The organism is Streptomyces neyagawaensis (assembly GCF_023516595.1).
Classification (GTDB): Bacteria; Actinomycetota; Actinomycetes; order Streptomycetales; family Streptomycetaceae; genus Streptomyces; species Streptomyces neyagawaensis.
This window is the reverse complement of the sequence record NZ_JAMGBG010000010.1, coordinates 214,555-233,818: the sequence shown is the minus strand read 5'-3', so window position 1 is coordinate 233,818 and position 19,264 is coordinate 214,555. Positions and strand designations below refer to the sequence as shown.

18 protein-coding genes are annotated in these 19,264 nt (G+C 70.7%); 8 read left to right on the top strand and 10 right to left on the bottom strand.

Translation table 11 applies throughout. From position 1 onward, the window contains the following. Positions 1 to 6: 6 nt before the first annotated feature. Complete coding sequence (locus M8J73_RS06075; protein ID WP_055536828.1) at positions 7 to 876, top strand: dioxygenase family protein; 870 nt, start codon at positions 7 to 9, stop codon at positions 874 to 876. Beyond that, positions 873 to 1,925 (top strand): maleylacetate reductase, encoded by a 1,053-nt coding sequence (locus tag M8J73_RS06070; protein WP_055536827.1) that lies wholly within the window; start codon positions 873 to 875, stop codon positions 1,923 to 1,925. The genes M8J73_RS06075 and M8J73_RS06070 overlap by 4 nt, the downstream gene beginning before the upstream one ends. Positions 1,926 to 2,152: 227 nt before the next feature. Here M8J73_RS06070 and M8J73_RS06065 read toward each other — a convergent pair whose 3' ends face one another. Then, a complete protein-coding gene (locus M8J73_RS06065) occupies positions 2,153 to 2,809 on the bottom strand; it encodes a TetR/AcrR family transcriptional regulator (RefSeq protein ID WP_055536826.1) in 657 nt (218 codons plus the stop codon). Between the two features lie 122 nt (positions 2,810 to 2,931). On the opposite strand from M8J73_RS06065, the gene M8J73_RS06060 reads away from it, so the two are divergent. Beyond that, the gene (locus M8J73_RS06060; RefSeq protein ID WP_055536825.1) at positions 2,932 to 4,134 is read left to right on the top strand and encodes an FAD-dependent oxidoreductase; all 1,203 of its coding nucleotides are present in this window, start codon (positions 2,932 to 2,934) and stop codon (positions 4,132 to 4,134) included. Positions 4,135 to 4,738: 604 nt separating this feature from the next. Here M8J73_RS06060 and M8J73_RS06055 read toward each other — a convergent pair. From M8J73_RS06055 to M8J73_RS06015, 9 genes are all read right to left on the bottom strand, one after another. Next, positions 4,739 to 5,389, bottom strand: a complete 651-nt coding sequence (locus M8J73_RS06055) for a CoA transferase subunit B (RefSeq protein WP_055536824.1) — start codon at positions 5,387 to 5,389, stop codon at positions 4,739 to 4,741. Continuing rightward, entirely contained in the window at positions 5,389 to 6,144 is a 756-nt protein-coding gene (locus tag M8J73_RS06050; protein ID WP_055536823.1) for a CoA transferase subunit A, read from the bottom strand. Before M8J73_RS06050 ends, M8J73_RS06055 begins: the two co-directional genes overlap by 1 nt. 101 nt (positions 6,145 to 6,245) lie before the next feature. Beyond that, positions 6,246 to 6,998, bottom strand: coding sequence for an SDR family NAD(P)-dependent oxidoreductase (locus M8J73_RS06045; protein WP_055536822.1), 753 nt, complete (start codon positions 6,996 to 6,998; stop codon positions 6,246 to 6,248). Continuing rightward, positions 6,995 to 7,966: a fumarylacetoacetate hydrolase family protein gene (locus M8J73_RS06040; RefSeq protein ID WP_055536821.1), complete on the bottom strand. Its 972-nt coding sequence runs from the start codon at positions 7,964 to 7,966 to the stop codon at positions 6,995 to 6,997. Before M8J73_RS06040 ends, M8J73_RS06045 begins: the two co-directional genes overlap by 4 nt. Positions 7,967 to 8,068: 102 nt before the next feature. Beyond that, on the bottom strand, positions 8,069 to 9,007 hold the full coding sequence (locus M8J73_RS06035) for a VOC family protein (RefSeq protein WP_249828323.1): 939 nt from the start codon (positions 9,005 to 9,007) through the stop codon (positions 8,069 to 8,071). Positions 9,008 to 9,011: 4 nt separating this feature from the next. Beyond that, the gene (locus tag M8J73_RS06030) at positions 9,012 to 10,010 is read right to left on the bottom strand and encodes an amidohydrolase family protein (RefSeq protein ID WP_055538705.1); all 999 of its coding nucleotides are present in this window, start codon (positions 10,008 to 10,010) and stop codon (positions 9,012 to 9,014) included. Further along, entirely contained in the window at positions 10,007 to 11,137 is a 1,131-nt protein-coding gene (locus M8J73_RS06025; protein ID WP_055538704.1) for an FAD-dependent oxidoreductase, read from the bottom strand. Before M8J73_RS06025 ends, M8J73_RS06030 begins: the two co-directional genes overlap by 4 nt. Before the next feature lie 22 nt (positions 11,138 to 11,159). Further along, on the bottom strand, positions 11,160 to 12,158 hold the full coding sequence (locus M8J73_RS06020) for a cyclase family protein (protein WP_249828322.1): 999 nt from the start codon (positions 12,156 to 12,158) through the stop codon (positions 11,160 to 11,162). After that, positions 12,155 to 13,156 carry a fumarylacetoacetate hydrolase family protein gene (locus M8J73_RS06015; RefSeq protein ID WP_055542670.1) on the bottom strand — a complete coding sequence of 334 codons (1,002 nt, stop codon included), beginning with the start codon at positions 13,154 to 13,156 and terminating at the stop codon, positions 12,155 to 12,157. The genes M8J73_RS06020 and M8J73_RS06015 overlap by 4 nt, the downstream gene beginning before the upstream one ends. Positions 13,157 to 13,282: 126 nt before the next feature. Between M8J73_RS06015 and M8J73_RS06010 the strand changes: the two genes are divergently transcribed. From M8J73_RS06010 to M8J73_RS05990, 5 genes are all read left to right on the top strand, one after another. Continuing rightward, on the top strand, positions 13,283 to 14,215 hold the full coding sequence (locus tag M8J73_RS06010) for a LysR family transcriptional regulator (protein WP_055542671.1): 933 nt from the start codon (positions 13,283 to 13,285) through the stop codon (positions 14,213 to 14,215). 191 nt (positions 14,216 to 14,406) lie between these two features. Then, positions 14,407 to 15,654 (top strand): MFS transporter, encoded by a 1,248-nt coding sequence (locus M8J73_RS06005; RefSeq protein ID WP_372503907.1) that lies wholly within the window; start codon positions 14,407 to 14,409, stop codon positions 15,652 to 15,654. 447 nt (positions 15,655 to 16,101) lie between these two features. Continuing rightward, a complete protein-coding gene (locus M8J73_RS06000; RefSeq protein ID WP_055539269.1) occupies positions 16,102 to 16,848 on the top strand; it encodes an IclR family transcriptional regulator in 747 nt (248 codons plus the stop codon). Between the two features lie 196 nt (positions 16,849 to 17,044). Then, positions 17,045 to 17,980 carry a PDR/VanB family oxidoreductase gene (locus tag M8J73_RS05995; RefSeq protein ID WP_240501336.1) on the top strand — a complete coding sequence of 312 codons (936 nt, stop codon included), beginning with the start codon at positions 17,045 to 17,047 and terminating at the stop codon, positions 17,978 to 17,980. Between the two features lie 53 nt (positions 17,981 to 18,033). After that, entirely contained in the window at positions 18,034 to 19,251 is a 1,218-nt protein-coding gene (locus M8J73_RS05990; protein ID WP_055539270.1) for a cytochrome P450, read from the top strand. Positions 19,252 to 19,264: the final 13 nt, after the last annotated feature.

Sequence of the window (19,264 nt, the reverse complement as noted above, 5' to 3'; positions counted from 1 at the left end):
CCACCAGTGGACTTCACCGTCGAGACAGCCACCGACGCGGTGGTGGAGAGCTTCCGGGAGACCAAGGACCAGCGGCTGCGGCAGGTCATGGAGAGCCTGACCCGCCACCTCCACGACTTCGTCCGGGACATCGAACCCACGATCCAGGAGTGGGAGGCCGCGATCGGATTCCTCACCGCGGTCGGCCACACGTGCGACGACACCCGCCAGGAGTTCGTCCTGCTCTCCGACATCCTGGGCGTCTCCATGCTCGTCGAGACGATCAACGGTGCCGAGGAAGGAACCGAGAGCACCGTCCTCGGCCCCTTCCACATGACCGAATCCCCCCGCCGCGAACTCGGGGACTCCATCGACCTCCTCGGCACCGGCCGTCCCTGCGTGGTCTCCGGCCGGGTGCTCGCCGCCGACGGAACGCCGCTTCAAGGCGCGGAACTCGACGTGTGGCAGTGCTCGCAGGACGGCTTCTACGACGTGCAGCAGCCCGACGTGCAGCCTCCGGGAAACGGGCGCGGCCTCTTCCGTACGGACGAGGACGGCCGCTACTGGTTCCGCACCGTCGTCCCCTCCCACTACCCGATCCCGACCGACGGCCCCGTAGGCCGCCTCCTCGAAGCCACCGGCAGGCACCCCTACCGGCCCGCCCACATCCACTTCATCGCCGACGCCGAGCGTCACCGGCCGGTCACCACGCACGCGTTCGTCGCGGGCAGCCCCTACGTCGACTCGGACGCCGTCTTCGCGGTCAAGCGGGGCCTGATCACCGACTTCACCGAGTCCCATGACGAGCAGGACGCCGAGCGCTTCGGCGTGACCACGCCCTTCACCCACGCCGGGTTCGACATCGTGCTGGCGCAGGAGGCGAAGGCGACGCGATGACCTTCACCTACGAGGCGCTGCCCATGCGGGTGGTCTTCGGTCCCGGCAGTCTGCGCCAACTGCCCCAAGAAGCAGACCGTTTGGGCCTGCGCCGACTGCTGGTGCTGTCCACGCGCGGTCAGCGCTCTCTCGCCGAGCACGCGGCCACCGTGCTGGGCGACGCATGCGCGGGTCTCTTCACCGAAGCCAGGATGCACGTGCCGGTCACAGTCGCCGAAGCGGCTCGCGCGGCCGCCCGCGAGGCCGGCGCGGACGGTTGCCTGGCCATCGGCGGCGGGTCCACCATCGGCCTGGGCAAGGCGATCGCCCTGACCTCCGGCCTGCCCGTGATCAGCGTGCCCACCACCTACGCCGGCTCCGAGATGACAGCCGTCTGGGGGCTCACCGAGAACGGGCGCAAGCGCACAGGCCGCGACCGGGCGGCCCTGCCTCGCAGCGTGGTCTACGACCCCGAACTCACCGTCGGCCTCCCCGTGGACGTGTCGGTGACCAGCGGCTTCAACGCCATCGCTCACGCCGTGGAGGCCCTGTACGCGCCCGACGCCTCGCCGATCGTGTCCCTGATGGCCGAGGAAGGGGTGCGCTCACTGGCCGCGTCCCTGCCGCTCATCGCCGCCGACCCCGGCGACACGGCGGCCCGCACCGACGCGCTGCGCGGGGCGTGGCTGTGCGGGGCGTGCCTGGGAGCCACCACCATGTCCCTGCACCACAAGCTCTGCCACATCCTCGGCGGCACCTTCGACCTGCCCCACGCCGCCACCCACACGGTCCTGCTCCCCTACGTCGCCGCCTTCAACCTCCCCGCCGCACCAGCCGCCGATCGGGCCCTGCGCCGCGCGCTGGCCACGGACGACGTACCGAAACACCTCGCGCACGCATTCGCCGGCCTTGGCGTTCCACGCTCACTGGCCGAACTCGGCCTGGGGGAGCGCGACATCGACGAGATCATCGCCCAGGCACAGGCCCAGCCCTACGCCAACCCACGACCGGTCACCGAAAAGGCCCTCCGCTCGCTTCTCGCCCAGGCCCTGAACGCAACCCTCGCCTGATCAAGCCGTTGGCCGTCGTACCGCGGCGCCCCGGTACCACGCAGACCGACCCGCGACGGAGCGTGCTGCCAAGGGGCTCCTGCGGCTGCCGCAGCGGCTTGACAACGGCATGGGAAAGTTTCTGAACCGGGTGCCTCGGTCGGGCGTGCCAGCGCGCCGATCCCGCCACTCTGTGGTGACGCTGGGAGACAGCGGTGCCGCAGATGAGAGGTTCGGGCCGAATGCCGTCAGGCAGACAGCAGGTAGCGCACCGCTGTCTCCGCCAGATCGGCGGTGAACGCGTCGTCCTCGACAGGTACCGGCCTGGCGAATCCCGGACCGTAGGCGACACGGATGACCGAGGCGGCGAAGACGGTGCTGAAGCAGGAGTGCACCGCGGTATCGACGTCGGGGAGTGTGATGGCGTCCGCCGCGCGAACGACCACCTTGGCGAATCCGTTCCCGAGCTCCTGGCTGTAGCGGGAACCACGGTGCCGGATCTCGGGATGTGACGCCGAGGTCAGGACGACGGCCCGCAGGAACCGTTCATGGCGCAGGAACATGCCGATCGTTTCGGCCACCGCACCGCGGACGAGTTCGGCCGCGGACAGGTCTGCCCATCGGCTGTCGTCGGCGAAGACCTGCTGCTCCGCGCGCAGGCGCTGCATGCCGTGCTCGTAGACGGCGAGGAAGAGGGCGTCCTTGCTGGTGGTGCGGGCATAGATCGCCGGCGGCGCGACGCCGGCCCGCTCGCACACGGCGGCGATGGTGAACGCCTCGTGCCCGCCGTCCTCCAGGATCGACACTCCGGCATCGAGCACCCGGTTCCACGCCTCGCGGCTGCGCCGCTGCTTGGGTGGCCGGATCTCCAGGTCGGCCACCCGTGCTGCTCGGGCCTCGCCCATGATCTCAGCCTCTCGTTCCCCTGGTGCGTGCACAGGTCTTGACTGAACCGTAGTCCACACTACAGTCTGCGGCTAACAGTAGCGCCCGCTACTGTTTTCCTCCCGATGACGCGAGGTGCTCCATGCCCGTGCCGAACAACTCCGGCGGCAGTGTCGCCGTCCTCGGCGCCGGTCCGGCCGGTATGGCCGCGGCCCTGTCCATAGCCCAGGCCGGCCACGAGGTCACCCTGTATGAGCGCTACCGCGAGGCGCGGCCGGCCGGCAACATCCTCAACCTGTGGCCGCCGCCCCTGAAGGCGCTGCGTGCACTCGGAGTGGACACCGAAGACCTCGGCTCCCCCACGGACACCGAGTTCCGCAACCTCCGCGGCCATGTGCGCGTACACGTCAGGCAGGACCCGGAGACCAAGCGTGCCTACGGCGGCGGGTTCATCGGACTGCTGCGGCCCGAACTGTACGAGCGGATGCTCGCCGCCATCCCGCCGGACACCCTCCGGTTCAACCAGCACGTGACGCACATCGAGCAGGGCGACCACGCGGTCACCCTGCACTTCGCCGACGGCACCGCGGCCGAGCACGACCTCCTGGTCGGCGCCGACGGCATCGACTCGCTGGTGCGGCGCACCCTGTGGGGCGACGCCCCCAAGCGCGAGCACCGGCTGCACATCTTCGGCGGATTCACCTTCACCGACGTCCCCGGCACCGAGCCGAACATGTGCGTGGTGACGCACAGCAGGACGGTGCAGGGAAGCTGGACATCGATCCGGCACAAGGGCCGCGACGGCTTCCAGTGGTGGGTACTCACCGCCGCCGACCCCGACGCCCCGGCACCGTCCGACCTCAAGGCCGCAGCCACCGTACTGGGCGCGGAGTTCCCCGCGCCCCTTCCCGGGCTGATCGCCCGGACAGAGCCGGATGACGTCCAACGCTGGGTGCTGCGCGACCGGCCCCGCCTGAAGCAGTGGTCCCAGGGACGGGCCACCCTCGTGGGCGACGCCGCACACCCGACCTCGCCCTACGCCGCCTACGGTGCGGGCATGTCCATCGAGGACGGCTACTTCCTCGGCCGGGCCCTGCGGGGCGTCGACCTCACCGACCTCACCGCCCTGCAGCGTGCGCTGCAAAGCTACGAGGACCCGCGCAAGCCCCACACCGCCCGGCAGGTCCAGCAGGCATGGATGCTCGGCAAGGTCTTCCACCACACACCGGCACCACTGCGGCCCGTCCGCGACTTCATCTTCGACCACACCCCGCTGCTGCAGAAGGTCGCAGGCGACACCAACCCCCGCGAAATCCGGAAGCAGTTGGCCCTCATCCAAGACTGACGGGGTGCCGGAAAGCACATGCTGACCATCAGCTCCCCGGGCCGCCGGGACGACTCCGTCGCGGCGGCCCGGGACACGAGGGAGGAGGCCGCACGCGAGACACAGACCACCAGCACGTAGCTGAGGCCCTGGCCCTCGGTGCTGATGTGCCGGTGCCTCTCGATGAACAGGCAGCCGAGGGCGCCCGGTTGTGGCAGCTGACGGAGAACATTGGCGAGTGCCGACGTGGCCCCTCACCCACCAAAGCCCTCCTGGTTACGGCCACGGCGGCATGAGCGCCGTGCTCCTCGACTGGTGGGGGAGGAGCCGCCCAGCGTGGCGGCGAGCACTCCGGTCGGCGACCGGGCGATACGGAGGACCGCTTGGCCGATCGACTTGGCGGTAGGACAAGGTCGATGTCATGTGCCCATGGCTCACGTCGGCTGAACTCGGCAGCGCGGCCCAGGCGACGGTGCACTACACCTTCGGGCAGAACTCGTAGCCGTCCGGGTGGGTCCAGATCAGTGGTGGCCAGCCGCGTTCGGCGATGATGTCGCGCGGGCAGGCGAGTCCCGCGCGGGTCTGGTGGGGCGGGAGTTCACCGGATTCGGCGGCTCGTTCGTCGTCAACAAGCAGCCGACAGGCTGTCGAGGCGCAAGGGGGCACCGGTGCGCGCTGCGACGTGGTCCACGGTGACGCCGGGCGCGGTTTCGACGAGGGCGAGGCCGGTATCGGTGATGTCGAGGACGCCGAGGTCGGTGATGACGCGGTGGACGCAGGCCTCGCCGGTGAGGGGGAGGGTGCACTCCTTGAGGATCTTCGGGGTGCCGTCCTTGGCGGTGTGTTCCATGAGGACGATGACGCGGCGGGCGCCGTGGACGAGGTCCATGGCGCCGCCCATGCCCTTGACCATCTTGCCGGGGATCATCCAGTTGGCGAGGTCGCCGCGTTCCGACACCTGCATGGCGCCCAACACCGCGGTGTCGATGTGGCCGCCGCGGATCATGCCGAAGGACAGAGCCGAGTCGAAGAAGGAGGCGCCCGGCAGCACGGTGACGGTTTCCTTGCCGGCGTTGATCAGGTCGGGGTCGACCTCGTCCTCGCTCGGGTACGGGCCGGTGCCGAGTATGCCGTTCTCGGAGTGCAGCACGACGTGCACACCGGGCGGCAGGTGGTCGGGGATCAGGGTGGGCAGGCCGATGCCGAGGTTGACGTAACTGCCGGCGGTGAGTTCGGCGGCGGCGCGGGCGGCCATCTGGTCGCGGGTCCAGGGCATCAGGAACGTACCGTCCTCTTCTCGATGTGCTTGTCGGCGGCTTGCGCCGGCGTCAACTCCACGATCCGCTGTACGAAGACACCGGGCAGGTGGACCATGTCGGGGGCGAGTTCGCCGGGTTCGACCAGTTCCTCGACCTCGGCGACGGTGACGCGGCCGGCCATCGCGGCGAGCGGGTTGAAGTTGGCGGCGGCGCGCCGGAAGACCAGGTTGCCGTGGCGGTCGCCACGCCAAGCCCGTACGAGGGCGAAGTCGGTGGTGATGCCGTGCTCCAGAACGTACGCGCGGCCGCCGAACTCGCGGATCTCCTTGGGTGGGGAGGCGACGGCGACGGAGCCGTCGGGGGCGTACCGCCAGGGCAGTCCGCCGCGTGCGACCTGGGTTCCCACACCTGCCGGGGTGTAGAAGGCGGGAATCCCGGCCCCGCCGGCTCGCAGGCGTTCGGCGAGGGTGCCCTGGGGCGTCAGTTCCACCTCCAGTTCCCCGCTCAGGTACTGGCGGGCGAACTCCTTGTTCTCACCCACGTACGAGCTGGTGACCCGGCTGATGCGACCGGAAGCGAGCAGCACGCCCAGCCCCCGCCCATCGACCCCGCAGTTGTTGGAGACGACCCGCAGTCCCGACGTGCCCTGCGCATGGAGGGCCTCGATGAGGACGCCGGGGATGCCGGAGAGGCCGAATCCCCCGACGGCGAGCGAAGCGCCGTCAGGAATGTCGCCGACCGCCTCGGCGGCGCCGGCGATGACCTTGTCCACGGTGTTGCCTGTTCCTTTCAGTGGGGACGGCCGGCCGAGCGGTCGGCCAGCCGTCGCTGACGACGAGTCGGGAGCCGGAGCCGCTTTCCGGTCCGGCCGTTTCACGGGCCCTCCGCTCGCAGCGCGTCCGAGACGGACTTGACGCCGCCGTGCGCGGTGAGCCCACCGTCGACGGCGATCTCGGCGCCGGTGATGAAGGACGAGTCGTCGGACAGCAGGAAGACGACCAGGGGAGTGACCTCGCCGACCGTGCCGGTCCGCCCCAGGGGCGTCTCGCGGATGTTCGCCTCACGGAAGGCGGGCGCGGCGGAGGCGGTCATCTCGGTCTCGATGTATCCGGGGTGGATGGTGTTGACCCGGATGCCCCGGGGCCCGAGTTCGAGCGCCGCGGTCTTCGACAGTCCCCGCAAGGCCCACTTGCTGGCCGTGTAGGCGACCGGATAGTGGCCGGTGAGAGCGGCGGAGGAACCGACGTTGACGATGGAGGAGCCGCGTGGCATCAGCGGGGCGAGGTGCTGGATGCCGAGCAGCGGGCCGGTGACGTTGACGGCGTGGACGCGGTGGAAGTCGTCGGTGCGCACGTCGCCGAGACGGGCGCGCCAGGTGATGCCCGCGTTGTTGACCAGGCCGTGAACCTGGCCGTACGCCTCCTTCAGTTCGGCGGCGAGTTCGGCCCATTCCTTGTCGCTTGTGACGTCGAGCCGACGGCAGCCGGGGGCTCCTGTCACATCGGTGGCGATGACACGCGCGCCTTCCCTCGTGAGGGCATCGGCCTCGGCCGCCCCCTGGCCGCGGGCCGCTCCGGTGACGACGACGACCTTGCCGAGCAGCCGCTTGCTGTGGAGTTCGCTCACGGCCGCTCCCGCGAGCGGCGCCTGCCGACCGGCAGGGCGACAGGTTCGGGACCGGGCACGACGGTGTTGGAGACGGTGCCGATGCCCTCCACCGTGAGGGTGACGACGTCGCCCGGATTCAGCGGGGGTGGCGTCTGCTCGCCACGCAGGCCCCACAGCTCTGCCAGGCAGCCGCCATTGCCGCAGGTGCCGGAGCCGAGGACGTCACCGGGAACGACGCGGGTGCCACGGGAGGCGTAGGCGACCATCTCCTCGAAGGTCCAGCTCATGTTGGACAGCAGGTCCTTGCCGACGACCTCGCCGTTGACCTCGGCGGTCAGGGCCAGACGCAGGAAGCCGTCCGGGTCGCGGAAGGGCTCCAGCTCGTCGGCGGTGACCAGGTACGGTCCGAGCGTGGTGGCGGTGTCCTTCCCCTTGCAGGGGCCGAGACCGACCTTCATCTCGGCGGACTGCAGGTCCCGGGCCGACCAGTCGTTGAAGATCGTGTAGCCGAGGATGTGGTCGCGGGCCTGTTCGGGGGTGAGGTCGTGACCTTCGCGCCCGATGACTGCGGCGACCTCCAGTTCGAAGTCCAGAACGCTCGATCCCGGGGGTACGGGGATGAAGTCGTACGGACCGACGACCGCGTAGGGATTGGTGAAGTAGAAGGTCGGGGCTGCGTACCACTGCTCGGGCACCCCGGTGACGCCGTCCACGGCCCGCCGTACACCCTCGACGTGCTCCTCGAAGGTGACGAAGTCCCGCACGGTGGGCGGCTGGAGCGGTGGCAGCAGCCGCACCTCGGACACGTGGGGGCCCGGAGGGACGTCCAGCGTGGCGGCGCCGGCGCGCAGGAGCGCGTCGAGTCCGTCGCCGCTGCTGATCAGCTCCGTGAGCGAGCGCGCTCCGGGAACGGGGTGGAGGGTGCCGTCCTTCTCCACGACGGCGACCCGGCGCTGGTGTCGGTGTTCATAGGTGGCGAATCGCATGCACGGCTCCAGGTTCCGGCGGTCTTCGACAGCGGTGGAAGCCGGGGACGCGGCAAACATCAGGGCGGTGACAGGGCCACCGCGTCCCCGGGGTTCGAGGGGTCAGACCGGCGGGGCCACGAAGCAGCCGCGGTCGGGGTCGTTGAAGGACTCCTTGGCGACCAGTTCGTTCATCGGGTTGGCGGTGCCCCACTGGTCGGTGACCTCGGGCTGGGAGAAGTCGTAGACGTGCGGGTGCCAGGTGTCCTCGTCGAGGCATTCCAGCTCGGTGGTGTACTCGACGGTGTTGCCGTGCGGGTCGAGGAAGTAGGTGAAGGTGTTGTCGCCGGCGAGGTGCCGGCCCGGGCCCCAGATCTTCTTGAAGCCAGCGCGGATCACGCGGCCGGAGCCGCGCATGTACTCGTCGATCCCGCGCATCTCGAAGGAGATGTGGTGCAGCGCGGTGTGCGGGCCCTTCGCGATGGCCATGGAGTGGTGCTGGTTGCTGATGCGCATGAAGTGCATCGCCTCACCGATCTGCGGGTGCATGAGGGTGTCGGAGAGGCGGAAGCCGAGGTGGCGCTCGTACCACTCCCGGGTGCGGTTCAGGTCGGGGGAGTTGAGGACGACGTGGGACAGCTTGACCGGGATCGCCTCCTTCTCCTCGATCCTGCGGTGCTGACGCACCTCGACGTCGGCCGAGACCTCGATGGTGCGGCCGTCGACGTCGAAGAAGCGGAAGCCGTAACCACCGCCGGGGGTGTCGACCTTGCCCGGCTGGGAGACCAACTGCACGCCACCGGCGAGGAGTTGCTCGGCCAGGGTGTCCACGTCGGCCGGGTTGTCCGCGCCGTAGGAGACCAGGTCGAGGCGCTTCTCGTCGGCCCTGCGCAGCCGTACGACGTACTGCTCGGGGCTGCCCTCGGCGGCCAGGAAGGAGATGCCGGAGTCCTCGGCGACCTTGGTCAGGCCCCAGACGTCGGCGTAGAAGTCCAGCTGCTTGTCGTAGTCGGGCACCGCCAGGTCGACGTGCCGCAGGTGAGTGAGCAGGCGTGCGGTCATGGTTTCAGTCCTTCCGGAGGAGCGCGGCGGCGTTGCCGCCTCGTACGGCGTGGAAGTCGGGGTCGGACAGACGGGCCGCGCGCAGGGCGCCGACCGGGTCCTCGGTCCCCATGTCGAAGGGGAAGTCGGAGCCGAGCAGCACCCGGTCGGCGCCGACGACCCGGATCAGCTCCCGCAGGATGTGCGGGTCGTGGACCAGGGAGTCGAAGTACAGGCGCTTGAGGTAGCTGCTGGGCAGGTGGGCGCAGTCCGCGCCCGCGTCGGAGCGGGCCGACCAGGCGTGGTCGGAGCGGCCGATGTGGGTGGGCAGGTAGCCGCCGCCGTGTGCGGCGATCAGCTTCAGGTCCGGGTGGCGGTCCAATACGCCGGAGAAGATGAGGTGGGACAGCGCCACCGCGTTCTCCGTGGGCTGGCCGACGGTGTTGGACAGGTACCACCGGTCGAGGCGTTCGTCGAGCGTGCAGCCGAAGGGGTGCAGGAACAGGATCGCGCCCGTTTCCTCGGCCCGCTTCCACAAGGGCTCGTACGCCGGGTCCGACAGCTCGCGGCCCGGTGTGTGCGAGGAGATCTCCACTCCCGACAGGCCCTGGTCCAGGGCATGTTCGAGGGCGAGCACGGTCTGCTCCGGGTGCTGCAGCGGGACCAGCCCGAGACCGTGCAGCCGGTCCGGCGCCTGCGCGCAGTGCGCGGCCGTCGCCTCATGGGCGAGCCGGTACACCTTCTCGGCCGTCGCCTCGTCCGCCCAGTAGTGGTAGTGCGAGGGCGACGGACTGACCAGCTGCACGTCCACGCCCTGCGCGTCCATCGCGGCGAGGCGTACGGCGACGTCGGTGAGGCGCGGGATGCGCTCGCGCACCATCGGCCCGCTCACGGCGAGGGCGGCCGGACCGTTGCGGCGGGCGTCCAGCGCCCGGGCCGCCGCGAGGTCGGGGTGATCGGCGACGGCCTCCTCCACCTCGGGGACCAGGAGGTGGGCGTGGACGTCGACTGTCGGTGTGGTCACGGCAGTTCCCTGAGCGGGGTGAGGGTGCGGGAGATCAGACCGGGTACGTCGGCGTCGCGCACGCCGTCCAGCTGCCACTGCCCGACCTGGACCGACGCCTCGACGATCGGCCGGACCCGTCGGATGCGGCGCTCGTAGAACTCCTGGAGCAGTGCGTCGTCCCAGTCCCGCCCGCCGGTCAGCAGCTCGGCCAGCACGGAGGCGTCCTCCAGTGACAGGGCCGCCCCCTGGGCCAGGGTGGGCGGGCAGCAGTGCGCCGCGTCGCCGATGAGGACGACCCGGCCGCGATGCCAGGAGCCCTCCACCAACAGCCGGTCGAACCAGGTGTAGTTGACCTTCGTCGGGTCGGTGATGTGCTTGGTGATCTCGGTCCAGTGGCCACCGTAGTTGCGCGCGATTCGGCGCATCTCGTCCGCGTAGGTGGCCGGGTCGATGAGGGCGCGGTCGCGGCAGGCCTCGACGACGTACGCGTAGATGGTGGTCTCGCTCGTCGGGCAGTACCCCGCGATGTACGCCGGGCCGCCGTACGCCAGGTCCGTGCGGACCAGCCCCTCGGGGCGCGGTGCGGGGGCGCGCCAGATCGCCATGCCGGTGGGCTCGGGCTTGTCGGTGATCCCGATCGCCGCGCGGGTCGCGGAGTTGAGGCCGTCGGCGGCGATCACCAGGCCGTAGCGGCCCTCGGTGCCGTCGCTGAACCGCACCGAGACGCCCTCGGCGTCCTGCTCCAGGGTCTCGGCGGTGGTGCCCAGGTGCACGTCGGCGCCGGAGGCGCGCACGGCGTCGATGAGGATCTGCTGGAGCCGCGGGCGCTGCATGCCGACCGTGGCGGGCAGGTCGTCACCGCCGGTGCGGATGTCGTCGTGGGCGAAGAGCAGCGTGCCGTCCGGGGCGGTCACACCGAACGACTCGAAGGCGAACCCGGAGGCTTCGACCTGTTCCCACACGCCGAGTTCGCGCAGCACGCGCAGCGCGTTGCCCTGCAGGGTGATGCCGGAGCCGACGGCGGCGTTCCAGTCGGGCTTCGCCTCGACCAGGTCCACCTCGACGCCGGCGCGGCGCAGCAGGATGGTCACGGCGTTGCCGGCCGCGCCGCCGCCCACGACGAGGACTCTTCGGGTGTTGCTCATGGGGAACTCCTTCGTTCCGCTGTTACTTGACGGCGATCGGATTGATGGGAGAGCCGACGGCTCCGGTGATGGGCAGCGGTGCGGCGGTGAGCCAGAACTCGTACACGCCGTCGACCGCGCAGTCCTCGGCGAGCGACTCCAGGTCCCACATCTCACCGATCAACAGACCGATGTGCGGGATGGCCACTTGGTGCAGCGGCTGGAAGGCGTGCTCGAACTCGTTCGGCCGCACCTCGAAACCCCAGGTGTCGGTGGCGATCGCGGCGATCTCGCTGCCGTGCAGCCAGCCCGCGGTGGTGAACGACAGCCCGGGGGCCGCGCCGCCTGCGTAGTCACCCCACCCCTCGCGCCGGGCACGGGCAAGCTGCCCGGTACGCACCACCACGATGTCGCCGCGGCCCACGGTCACCCCGTGCGCTGCCGCGGTAGCGGTCAGATGCTCCTCGGTGATCGCGAAACCGTCCGGCAACTCTCCCCCACTCTCGGCTCCGCTCGAGCGGGAGGTGCCCCCACCGGTGCCCACGACCCGGCCCACGTCGAGCAGAACGCCGCGTCCCGCGACGTACGGCGCCATGTGCTCGATACCGGTGACGAGGTCGCCCTCGGAGGTGACCACCTTCTCGGACGCCCGGCCGTTCCAGGCCTTGCCGTGGTCGAAGATGTGACCGAGCCCGTCCCACTGGGTGGAGCACTGCAACGGCATGGCGATCACATCGTCGGCCCCGCCGATGCCGTGCGGGAAGCCCTGATTACCCAGGGCCGCGTCGGTGCCGGTGTCCAGCATGGTGTGCACCGGGTTGGTCCGTCGGCGCCAGCCCTTCTGCGGACCGTTCATGTCGAACCGCTGGGAGAGGGAGAAGCTGACGCCCCGGCGGACCAGGGCCGCACCCTCCCGACGCTTGCCCTCGTCGAGGAAGTTGAGGGTGCCGAGCACGTCGTCCTCGCCCCAACGCCCCCAGTTGGAGCACGCCTTGGCCGTGCGCGCGATGCAGCCTTCCGGATCATGGCGGTCCAGGGTCACGAGGCGGCCTCCGCGACACATCTGGTGCGCTGCACACCGAGCCCGGTGACCGAACCCTCCATCACGTCGCCGTCGCGCAGCAGCCGACCCCAGTGCATGCCATTGCCGGCCGGGCTGCCGGTCAGGATGAGGTCACCGGGCAGCAGGCGAGCGGTCTGGGAGGCGTACGCCACCATCCGGGCGATGTTGAAGATCATGTCCTTGGTGGACTCGTCCTGCATGGTCTCGCCGTTGAGCCTGAGCGTGACGCGCACGTCGTCCGGGTCGGCGATCGACTCGGCGGGCACGATCCAGGGGCCGAGCGGGGTGAAGCCGGGTGCGTTCTTGCTGCGCAGCCAGTCGGTGCCGATCTGCGGCATGTCCCGGCGGAAGACGGTGGCACGGTCGGTGAGGTCGTTGGCGATCGTGTACCCGGCGACGTGTTCCAGGGCCTCCTCCACGGACACCTGGTAAGCGGGCTTGCCGATGACAACCGCCAACTCCAGTTCCCAGTCCGGCTTTTCAGCCCAGGAGGGAAGCACGACATCGTCGTACGGGCCGGTGATCGCGCTCGGCAGGCCGATGAACATGTAGGGCAGGTCCTCGGCCGCCCGCCGGTCCATGATCTCGGCGGCCTCGGCGCGCCGCTCCTCCTCGGAGCGGTCGTCGGCGGGGTCCCGGTGGGCCACGTGCAGGTCGATCACGTGCTGCCGGTAGTTGGCTCCCGACTGGAGCACCTGGCGCGGCTCGATGGGAGCATGCACCCGGAAGTCCGCCAGGGGCCGCCGTTCGGTCCCGGGGTCAGCGGCGAGCTCGCGCAACACGGGGAGTGCGACCACCCACTGCTCGAGCAGACCGCGCATTGTCAGAGCGTCGTCCCGCAGGGCCGCTCGGAGGTCGACCACCTGACTGTCGGCCGTGACCAGGGCGGGAAAGTGCGGCTTGCCCGGGGCCGAGAGGGTGGCGAGGGCGAAAGGGCCCGCGAACAGAGCGGATGCGGGTTCGGGTTTCACGGACATGTCCTCCTGATTGCGGGTGGGACATAATCTGAGGCCGCCCGCCCTGATCAAGGAAATCGATTCTTTGGATACTCGCAATCCACGACGCTTATAATCGCTGATCAAAGTGTCGCTAAGGGGAGTCCCGTGAACCTGGCCCGCCTCGATCTCAACCTCGTCGTCGCGCTGCGTGTCCTGCTGGAGGAGCGCAATGTCACCCGGGCAGGGCGTCGCATGGGCCTCAGCCAGCCCGCCATGAGCGCCGCGCTCGCCCGGCTGCGCCGCCACTTCGACGACGACCTCCTCGTCCGGGCCGGCGGGCACTACGAGCTCACCGCCCTCGGGCAGGTCCTCCTCGACCGCACGTCCACCGTCTGTGACCTGCTGGAACGCCTCTTCAGCAGTCAGGCCCACTTCGACCCGGCCGCCGAGAGCCGCGAGTTCAGACTGCTTGCGACCGATTACGCCGTCGCCGTCTTCGGTAGCGAACTCGCCCGCGTCGTCCATGAAGAGGCGCCGGGTATCAGGTTGCGCTTCACCCAGACCCCGCCGACCGTGCTCGACGACACCGCCACACTGCTCAGCGCGACGGACGGCCTGTTGATGCCGCACGGTGTGATCAGCGGTTTCCCCGCCACCGATCTCTACGACGACCGATGGGTCTTCCTCGTCGCGGACCACCACCCCGAAGTCGGTGACCGCATCACGACCGAGGACCTGGCCCGGCTGCCGTGGGTGACATACCAGCGCACCTATGACGCCCCGGCCGTACGCCAGCTCGGCATGCTCGGCATCGAACCCCACGTCGAGGTCTCCGTCGACAGCTTCCAGAGCCTGCCCTTCCTGGTCGCCGGCACCCGTCGCATCGCCCTCGTCCAAGGGCGCCTCGCTGAGCGCCTGCGCGGCGTCGCCCCGGTACGGATCATGGAGCCGCCCTACGAGGCCGTCCCCCTCCGGCAGGCCCTGTGGTGGCACCCGGTCCACACCCGCGATGCCGCGCACATCTGGCTGCGCGAGACGGCCGCGCGCGTCGCTGACTCCCTCACCGGGCCGACCACCCGCCATCCACAGGCTGGATGAACACGATCCAGGAGTTTGATCGCGCAGAGGGTAGCCCCCCGGGGGAGCCTGGCCCATAGTCGTGCCAGTTCCTGACGCCCGCTCTCGGGCGCATTCCCCTTGGGTGCACCTGCGCCCCGCAGCCTGGCACGGCCACGGTCACCGCGGGGGCGCGGTTGCGCGCCCCCGCCCCCGCCTCGTGGAGGCCTCGCATGCCCGGATTCCCCTCCCCACCCGTGCCCGCCGACGGCACCGCCGCCCAGAACACCGGGCCCGCGCCCGAAGCCGGGGGCCGTCTGCGCGTCGTGCTTCTGATGGCAGGCAGCTGTCTGCCGATCCTCGGCGCGGTGCTGCTCGCTCCGGTGCTGCCGAAGATGCAGGCGCACTTCGCCACAGTGCCCGGCGCCAAGGCGCTCGTCCCGATGGTCCTGACCGTCCCCGCACTCGCGCTCGCCCTGCTGGCCCCCTTCGCGGGCGTCATCATCGACCGGCTGGGACGCAAACGCCTCCTGATCGTCGCGGCCGTCCTGTACGCCCTGTTCGGCACCGCACCGCTGTGGCTGGACTCCCTCGGTGCCATCGTGGCCAGCCGCGCCCTCCTCGGCGTCACCGAGGCCGCCATCATGACCTGCTGCACCACACTGATCGGCGACTACTACACAGGCCGCGCACGGGACCGCTACCTGGCCCTGCAGACCTTGTGCGCCTCCGCCTCCGCCACCGCCTTCTTCGTGCTCGGCGGCGCGCTCGGATCCTCGGGCTGGCGCACCCCGTTCTGGCTCTACGCTGTCGGGCTGCTCCTCGCCCCCGCCATGGCCGCGTACCTGCCCCAGCCCAGGCAGGGCGCAGCCACGGAAAAGGCTGCCGCCGCCGAGGTACGGCCGTTCCCCGTGCGCCGACTGGCGGGCATCTGCGTGCTGACGGTGTTCGGCGCCATCGTCTTCTACACCGTCCCGGTGGAAACGGCCTACCTGCTGGACGACCTGGGCGTGAAGAACAGCGGCGTCATCGGCATGGCCACCGCCATCGCCAGCGCCGCCACCGTCACCGGATGCCTCACCTTCGCCAGGCTCACCGGCCGGCCGGAGCGCAGGCTGCCCGCGATCTTCGCCCTGTGCGGAGCAGGGTTCGTGGTCATGGGCCTGGCCCCCACCACCCCGGTCCTGGTCGCCGGCGCGGTCCTCAACTGCATCGGCACCGGCTTCCTGCTGCCCTCGCTGCTCACCTGGGCGATGTCCAAGCTGGACTACGCCGACCGCGGCCGCGGCACCGGCCTGTGGACGGCGTCGTTCTTCTCCGGGCAGTTCCTCTGCCCGCTCGCCCTGATCGCCGTCGAGTCCGCCACCGGCAGCCTCGCCGCCGCCGTCGGCCTCCTCGGCCTGGCCTCGGCACTGGTGGCGGCCGGGCTGCTGCCCGTCCTGCGCCGGGCGTCGGCCCCGCAAGAGCCTTCGCGGGCGTGACCCGCCCCCTGGTCAGCCGCACCCGTCGGGTGCGGCTGACCAGGCTCTTCCTTCGGTCCGGCGCGACGCGCCGCCCACCGTCAACTCCCTTCGTCCTGCGCGTGACGACACCACCGGCAGACAGACCCACTGGGCCCCGGCGCGCACCGCGCATCCGAGGAAACGGGTGTCTCCCGCACCTTCGGCCGTCGTCCCGAAGTCCGACAGCGCCGTCGAGGGCGACGGCACAGCGTGATCCGTTCGGCCCGCTCCGGCAGGAACCGGCGCGGCCCGGTCATCCTCCAAGCCCTCGGCCTCTCGCGCCGGACCCACCGCCCCGGCGAAGATCCCGTTCTCGGCTCCGATACGCCGCGAACCTCCGGCCGCACGGGACGGCCTTGCGTGCCGGAGAGCGAATGCCATGCTGGTCTCCCGGCGGCGCATGCCCCGAACACCGGAGCACGGATCATGAAGACACCCCACCACGAGTCGGTCCTCTCCCGGGCGGCTCGCATCCTGGAGGCCTTCAGTCAGGACGAGCCGGCGCTGACCGTCTCGGAGATCGCCCGCCGCAGCGGGCTGCACGTGGCGACGGCCTCCCGGCTCGTGGCCGAGCTGGTGGCGCACGGCTTCCTCAGCCGGGACGACGACCGTGAGGTGCGGATCGGTGTGCGACTGTGGGAGCTGGTGACACGCGCTTCGCCGACGCTCTCGCTGAGGGACACCGCGATGCCGTTCATGGAGGGCGTGCACGACGTCGTCGGCCACCACGTGCAGCTGGGCGTGCGCGACGGCGACGACGTGCTGTTCCTGGAGCGCCTCTCGGCACCCAGCGCGGTGATCAACTACACCCGGGTCGCCGGCCGGCTGCCCCTGCACGCCTCCTCCAGCGGCCTGGTGCTGCTGGCCCACGGCCCCGTCTCGCTGAGGGAACGCATCCTCGCCGGCCCCCTCACCACCTACACCCGCCACACTCCGGCCACCCCGGCACGGCTACGCGCGATCCTGGCCGACGTCCGGCAGCAGGGGTACGCCTACTGCCCCGGCTACGTCCACGAAGAGGCCCTCGGGATCGCCGCCCCCGTGCGCGGCGCCGACGGCACGGTGCTGGCAGCTCTGGCCGTCATCGTGCCCAACGACGCCAGCGCCCAAGCGGTCGTCCCCGTCGTACGGACCGCCGCCCGCGGCATCTCGCGCGCCCTGGGCAGCACCTGACGACGGGGCTGCGGGCGGTCGTGTGACGGTGGCGCGACAGCCGCGTGACATCCGCACGAAATTCGTCTCTCACTGAATGAGAATGCCGTCGCGAGACAGCCCCGGCCCCGAGCATCCTGCCTGCATTCCACAGACGGGAGGCGACAAAGTGGTCGCAGACAGCCTGCTCCGGGTTCCCCAACCCGCCCTCTCCAGGGTGACATTGCAGATCCGCGCCAAGGACACGATCGCCGACGGCGTCGTCTCTCTCACTCTCGCCCACCCGGACGGCGCGCGGCTGCCGGACTGGACCCCTGGCTCGCACATCGACCTGGTCCTGCCGGAAGGGACGACCCGGCAGTACTCCCTGTGCGGTGACCGGTGGGACCCGTACACCTACCGCATCGCGGTCCTGCGCGAGCCGGCCGGGCGTGGCGGCTCGGCGTACGTGCACGACCGGCTCGCGCCGGGTGACCTGGTCGGCGTCGGCGGGCCGCGCAACCACTTCCCTCTGGTTCCGGCCGACCGGTACCTGTTCATCGCAGGCGGCATCGGCATCACCCCGCTGCTGCCCATGATCCACCAGGCCGAACTGATCGGCGCCGACTGGCAGTTGCTGTACGGAGGCCGCAGCCGTGCCTCGATGGCGTTGCGCGAGGAACTGTCGGCCGCCCACGGCGACCGAGTGCACATCAGCCCCCAGGACGAGTGCGGTCTGCTGGACCTGGCCTCGTGGCTGGACACCCCGGATCCCGACACCAAGGTCTACTGCTGCGGACCGGCGCCGCTGCTGGCGGCCGTCGAGCAGGCCTGCGCCGCCTGGCCGTCGTACAGCCTGCGCACCGAGCGCTTCAGCGCCGGCGCCCTGCCGGAGCCCGTCCACCAGAGGGCCTTCGAGGTGGAGCTGCGCCGCACGGGCCGCACCGTGACCGTCATGCCGGACACCTCCGTCCTGCACGCCGTACGACAGGTGGGAGCCGACGTCCTGTCCTCCTGCGAGCAGGGCACCTGCGGCACCTGCCTCACGCCGGTGCTGGAAGGGACGCCCGATCACCGGGACTCGATCCTCGCCGACCACGAACGGGCCGCGAACGACTGCATGCTCCCGTGCGTATCCCGCTCCCGCGGTGACCGCCTCGTCCTCGACCTCTGAGCCGCACCCGCAGACATGCCCCCACGCCCGTGCCCTCTTCCGCTGGAGCCGCCATGACCCACGCACCGGCCCCCGCCGTCTCGCTCCCCACGAGTGACGCGGACCCCTTCGCCGCCGAACATCTGTCACAACCCGAGCCGCTGCACCAGCAGTTGCGGCAAGCCGGTCCCGTCGTCCACCTGGCCCGCTACAACGTGTACGCGCTGGCCCGCTACCGCGAGGTGCACACCGCCCTGGTCGACTGGCAGACCTTCCAGTCCGCCGCCGGCGTCGGACTGGCCAACTTCCGTCACGAGAAACCCTGGCGGCCGCCGAGCCTGCTGCTGGAAGCCGACCCGCCGCACCACGACGCCCCACGCCGTGTCCTGCGCGAGATCCTCGCACCACCCGCCCTGCGGAAACTGCGCGCGACGTGGCAGACGGTCGCCGAGGAACTGGTCGACACCGTACTGGCCGACCGGGGCAGCCAGTTCGACGCCTTCACGGACCTGGCCAGGGCGTTTCCGCTCCGTGTGTTCCCCGACGCCGTCGGACTGGGGCCCGAGGGACGGGACAACCTTCTGCCTTACGGCAACATGGCCTTCAACGCCTTCGGACCGGCCAACGACCTCGTGAAGGCCGACGCCGACAGGGCGGCCGAGTTGTCGGCCTGGGTGAACGCCCAGTGCGCCCGCGAGGCGCTGAGCGAGGACGGTTTCGGCTCCCGTATCTGGGCCGCCGCCGACCGCGGCGACCTCACACACGCCCAGGCACCCCTGGTGGTGCGCTCCCTGCTCACCGCCGGCGTCGACACCACCGTCCACGGCCTCGCCGCCACTCTCTACGCCTTCGCCACCCACCCCGACCAGTGGCAACGACTGCGCGAACGACCCGAGTCGGCACGTGTGGCGTTCGACGAAGCGGTGCGCTGGCAGTCACCCGTGCAGACCTTCTTCCGTACCGCCACCACCGACGTCACCATCGCCGACGCCCTCATCCCCGAGGGCACGAAGATCCTCATGTTCCTCGGCGCCGCCAACCGCGACCCGGCCCGCTGGCTGGACGCCGACCGCTTCGACCTCACCCGGGACCCCTCCGGCCATGTCGGCTTCGGCATGGGCATCCACCAGTGCGTCGGCCAGCACGTCGCCCGCCTGGAGGCCGAGGCCCTGCTGACCGCCCTCGCCCGCCGCGTGGAACGCATCGAGCTCACCGGCGAACCCCGCCGCCATCTCAACAACACCCTGCGCTCCTGGGCGGCGCTCCCCGTCACCGTGCGGCCCGCAAGGTGATCTCCGGCAACCG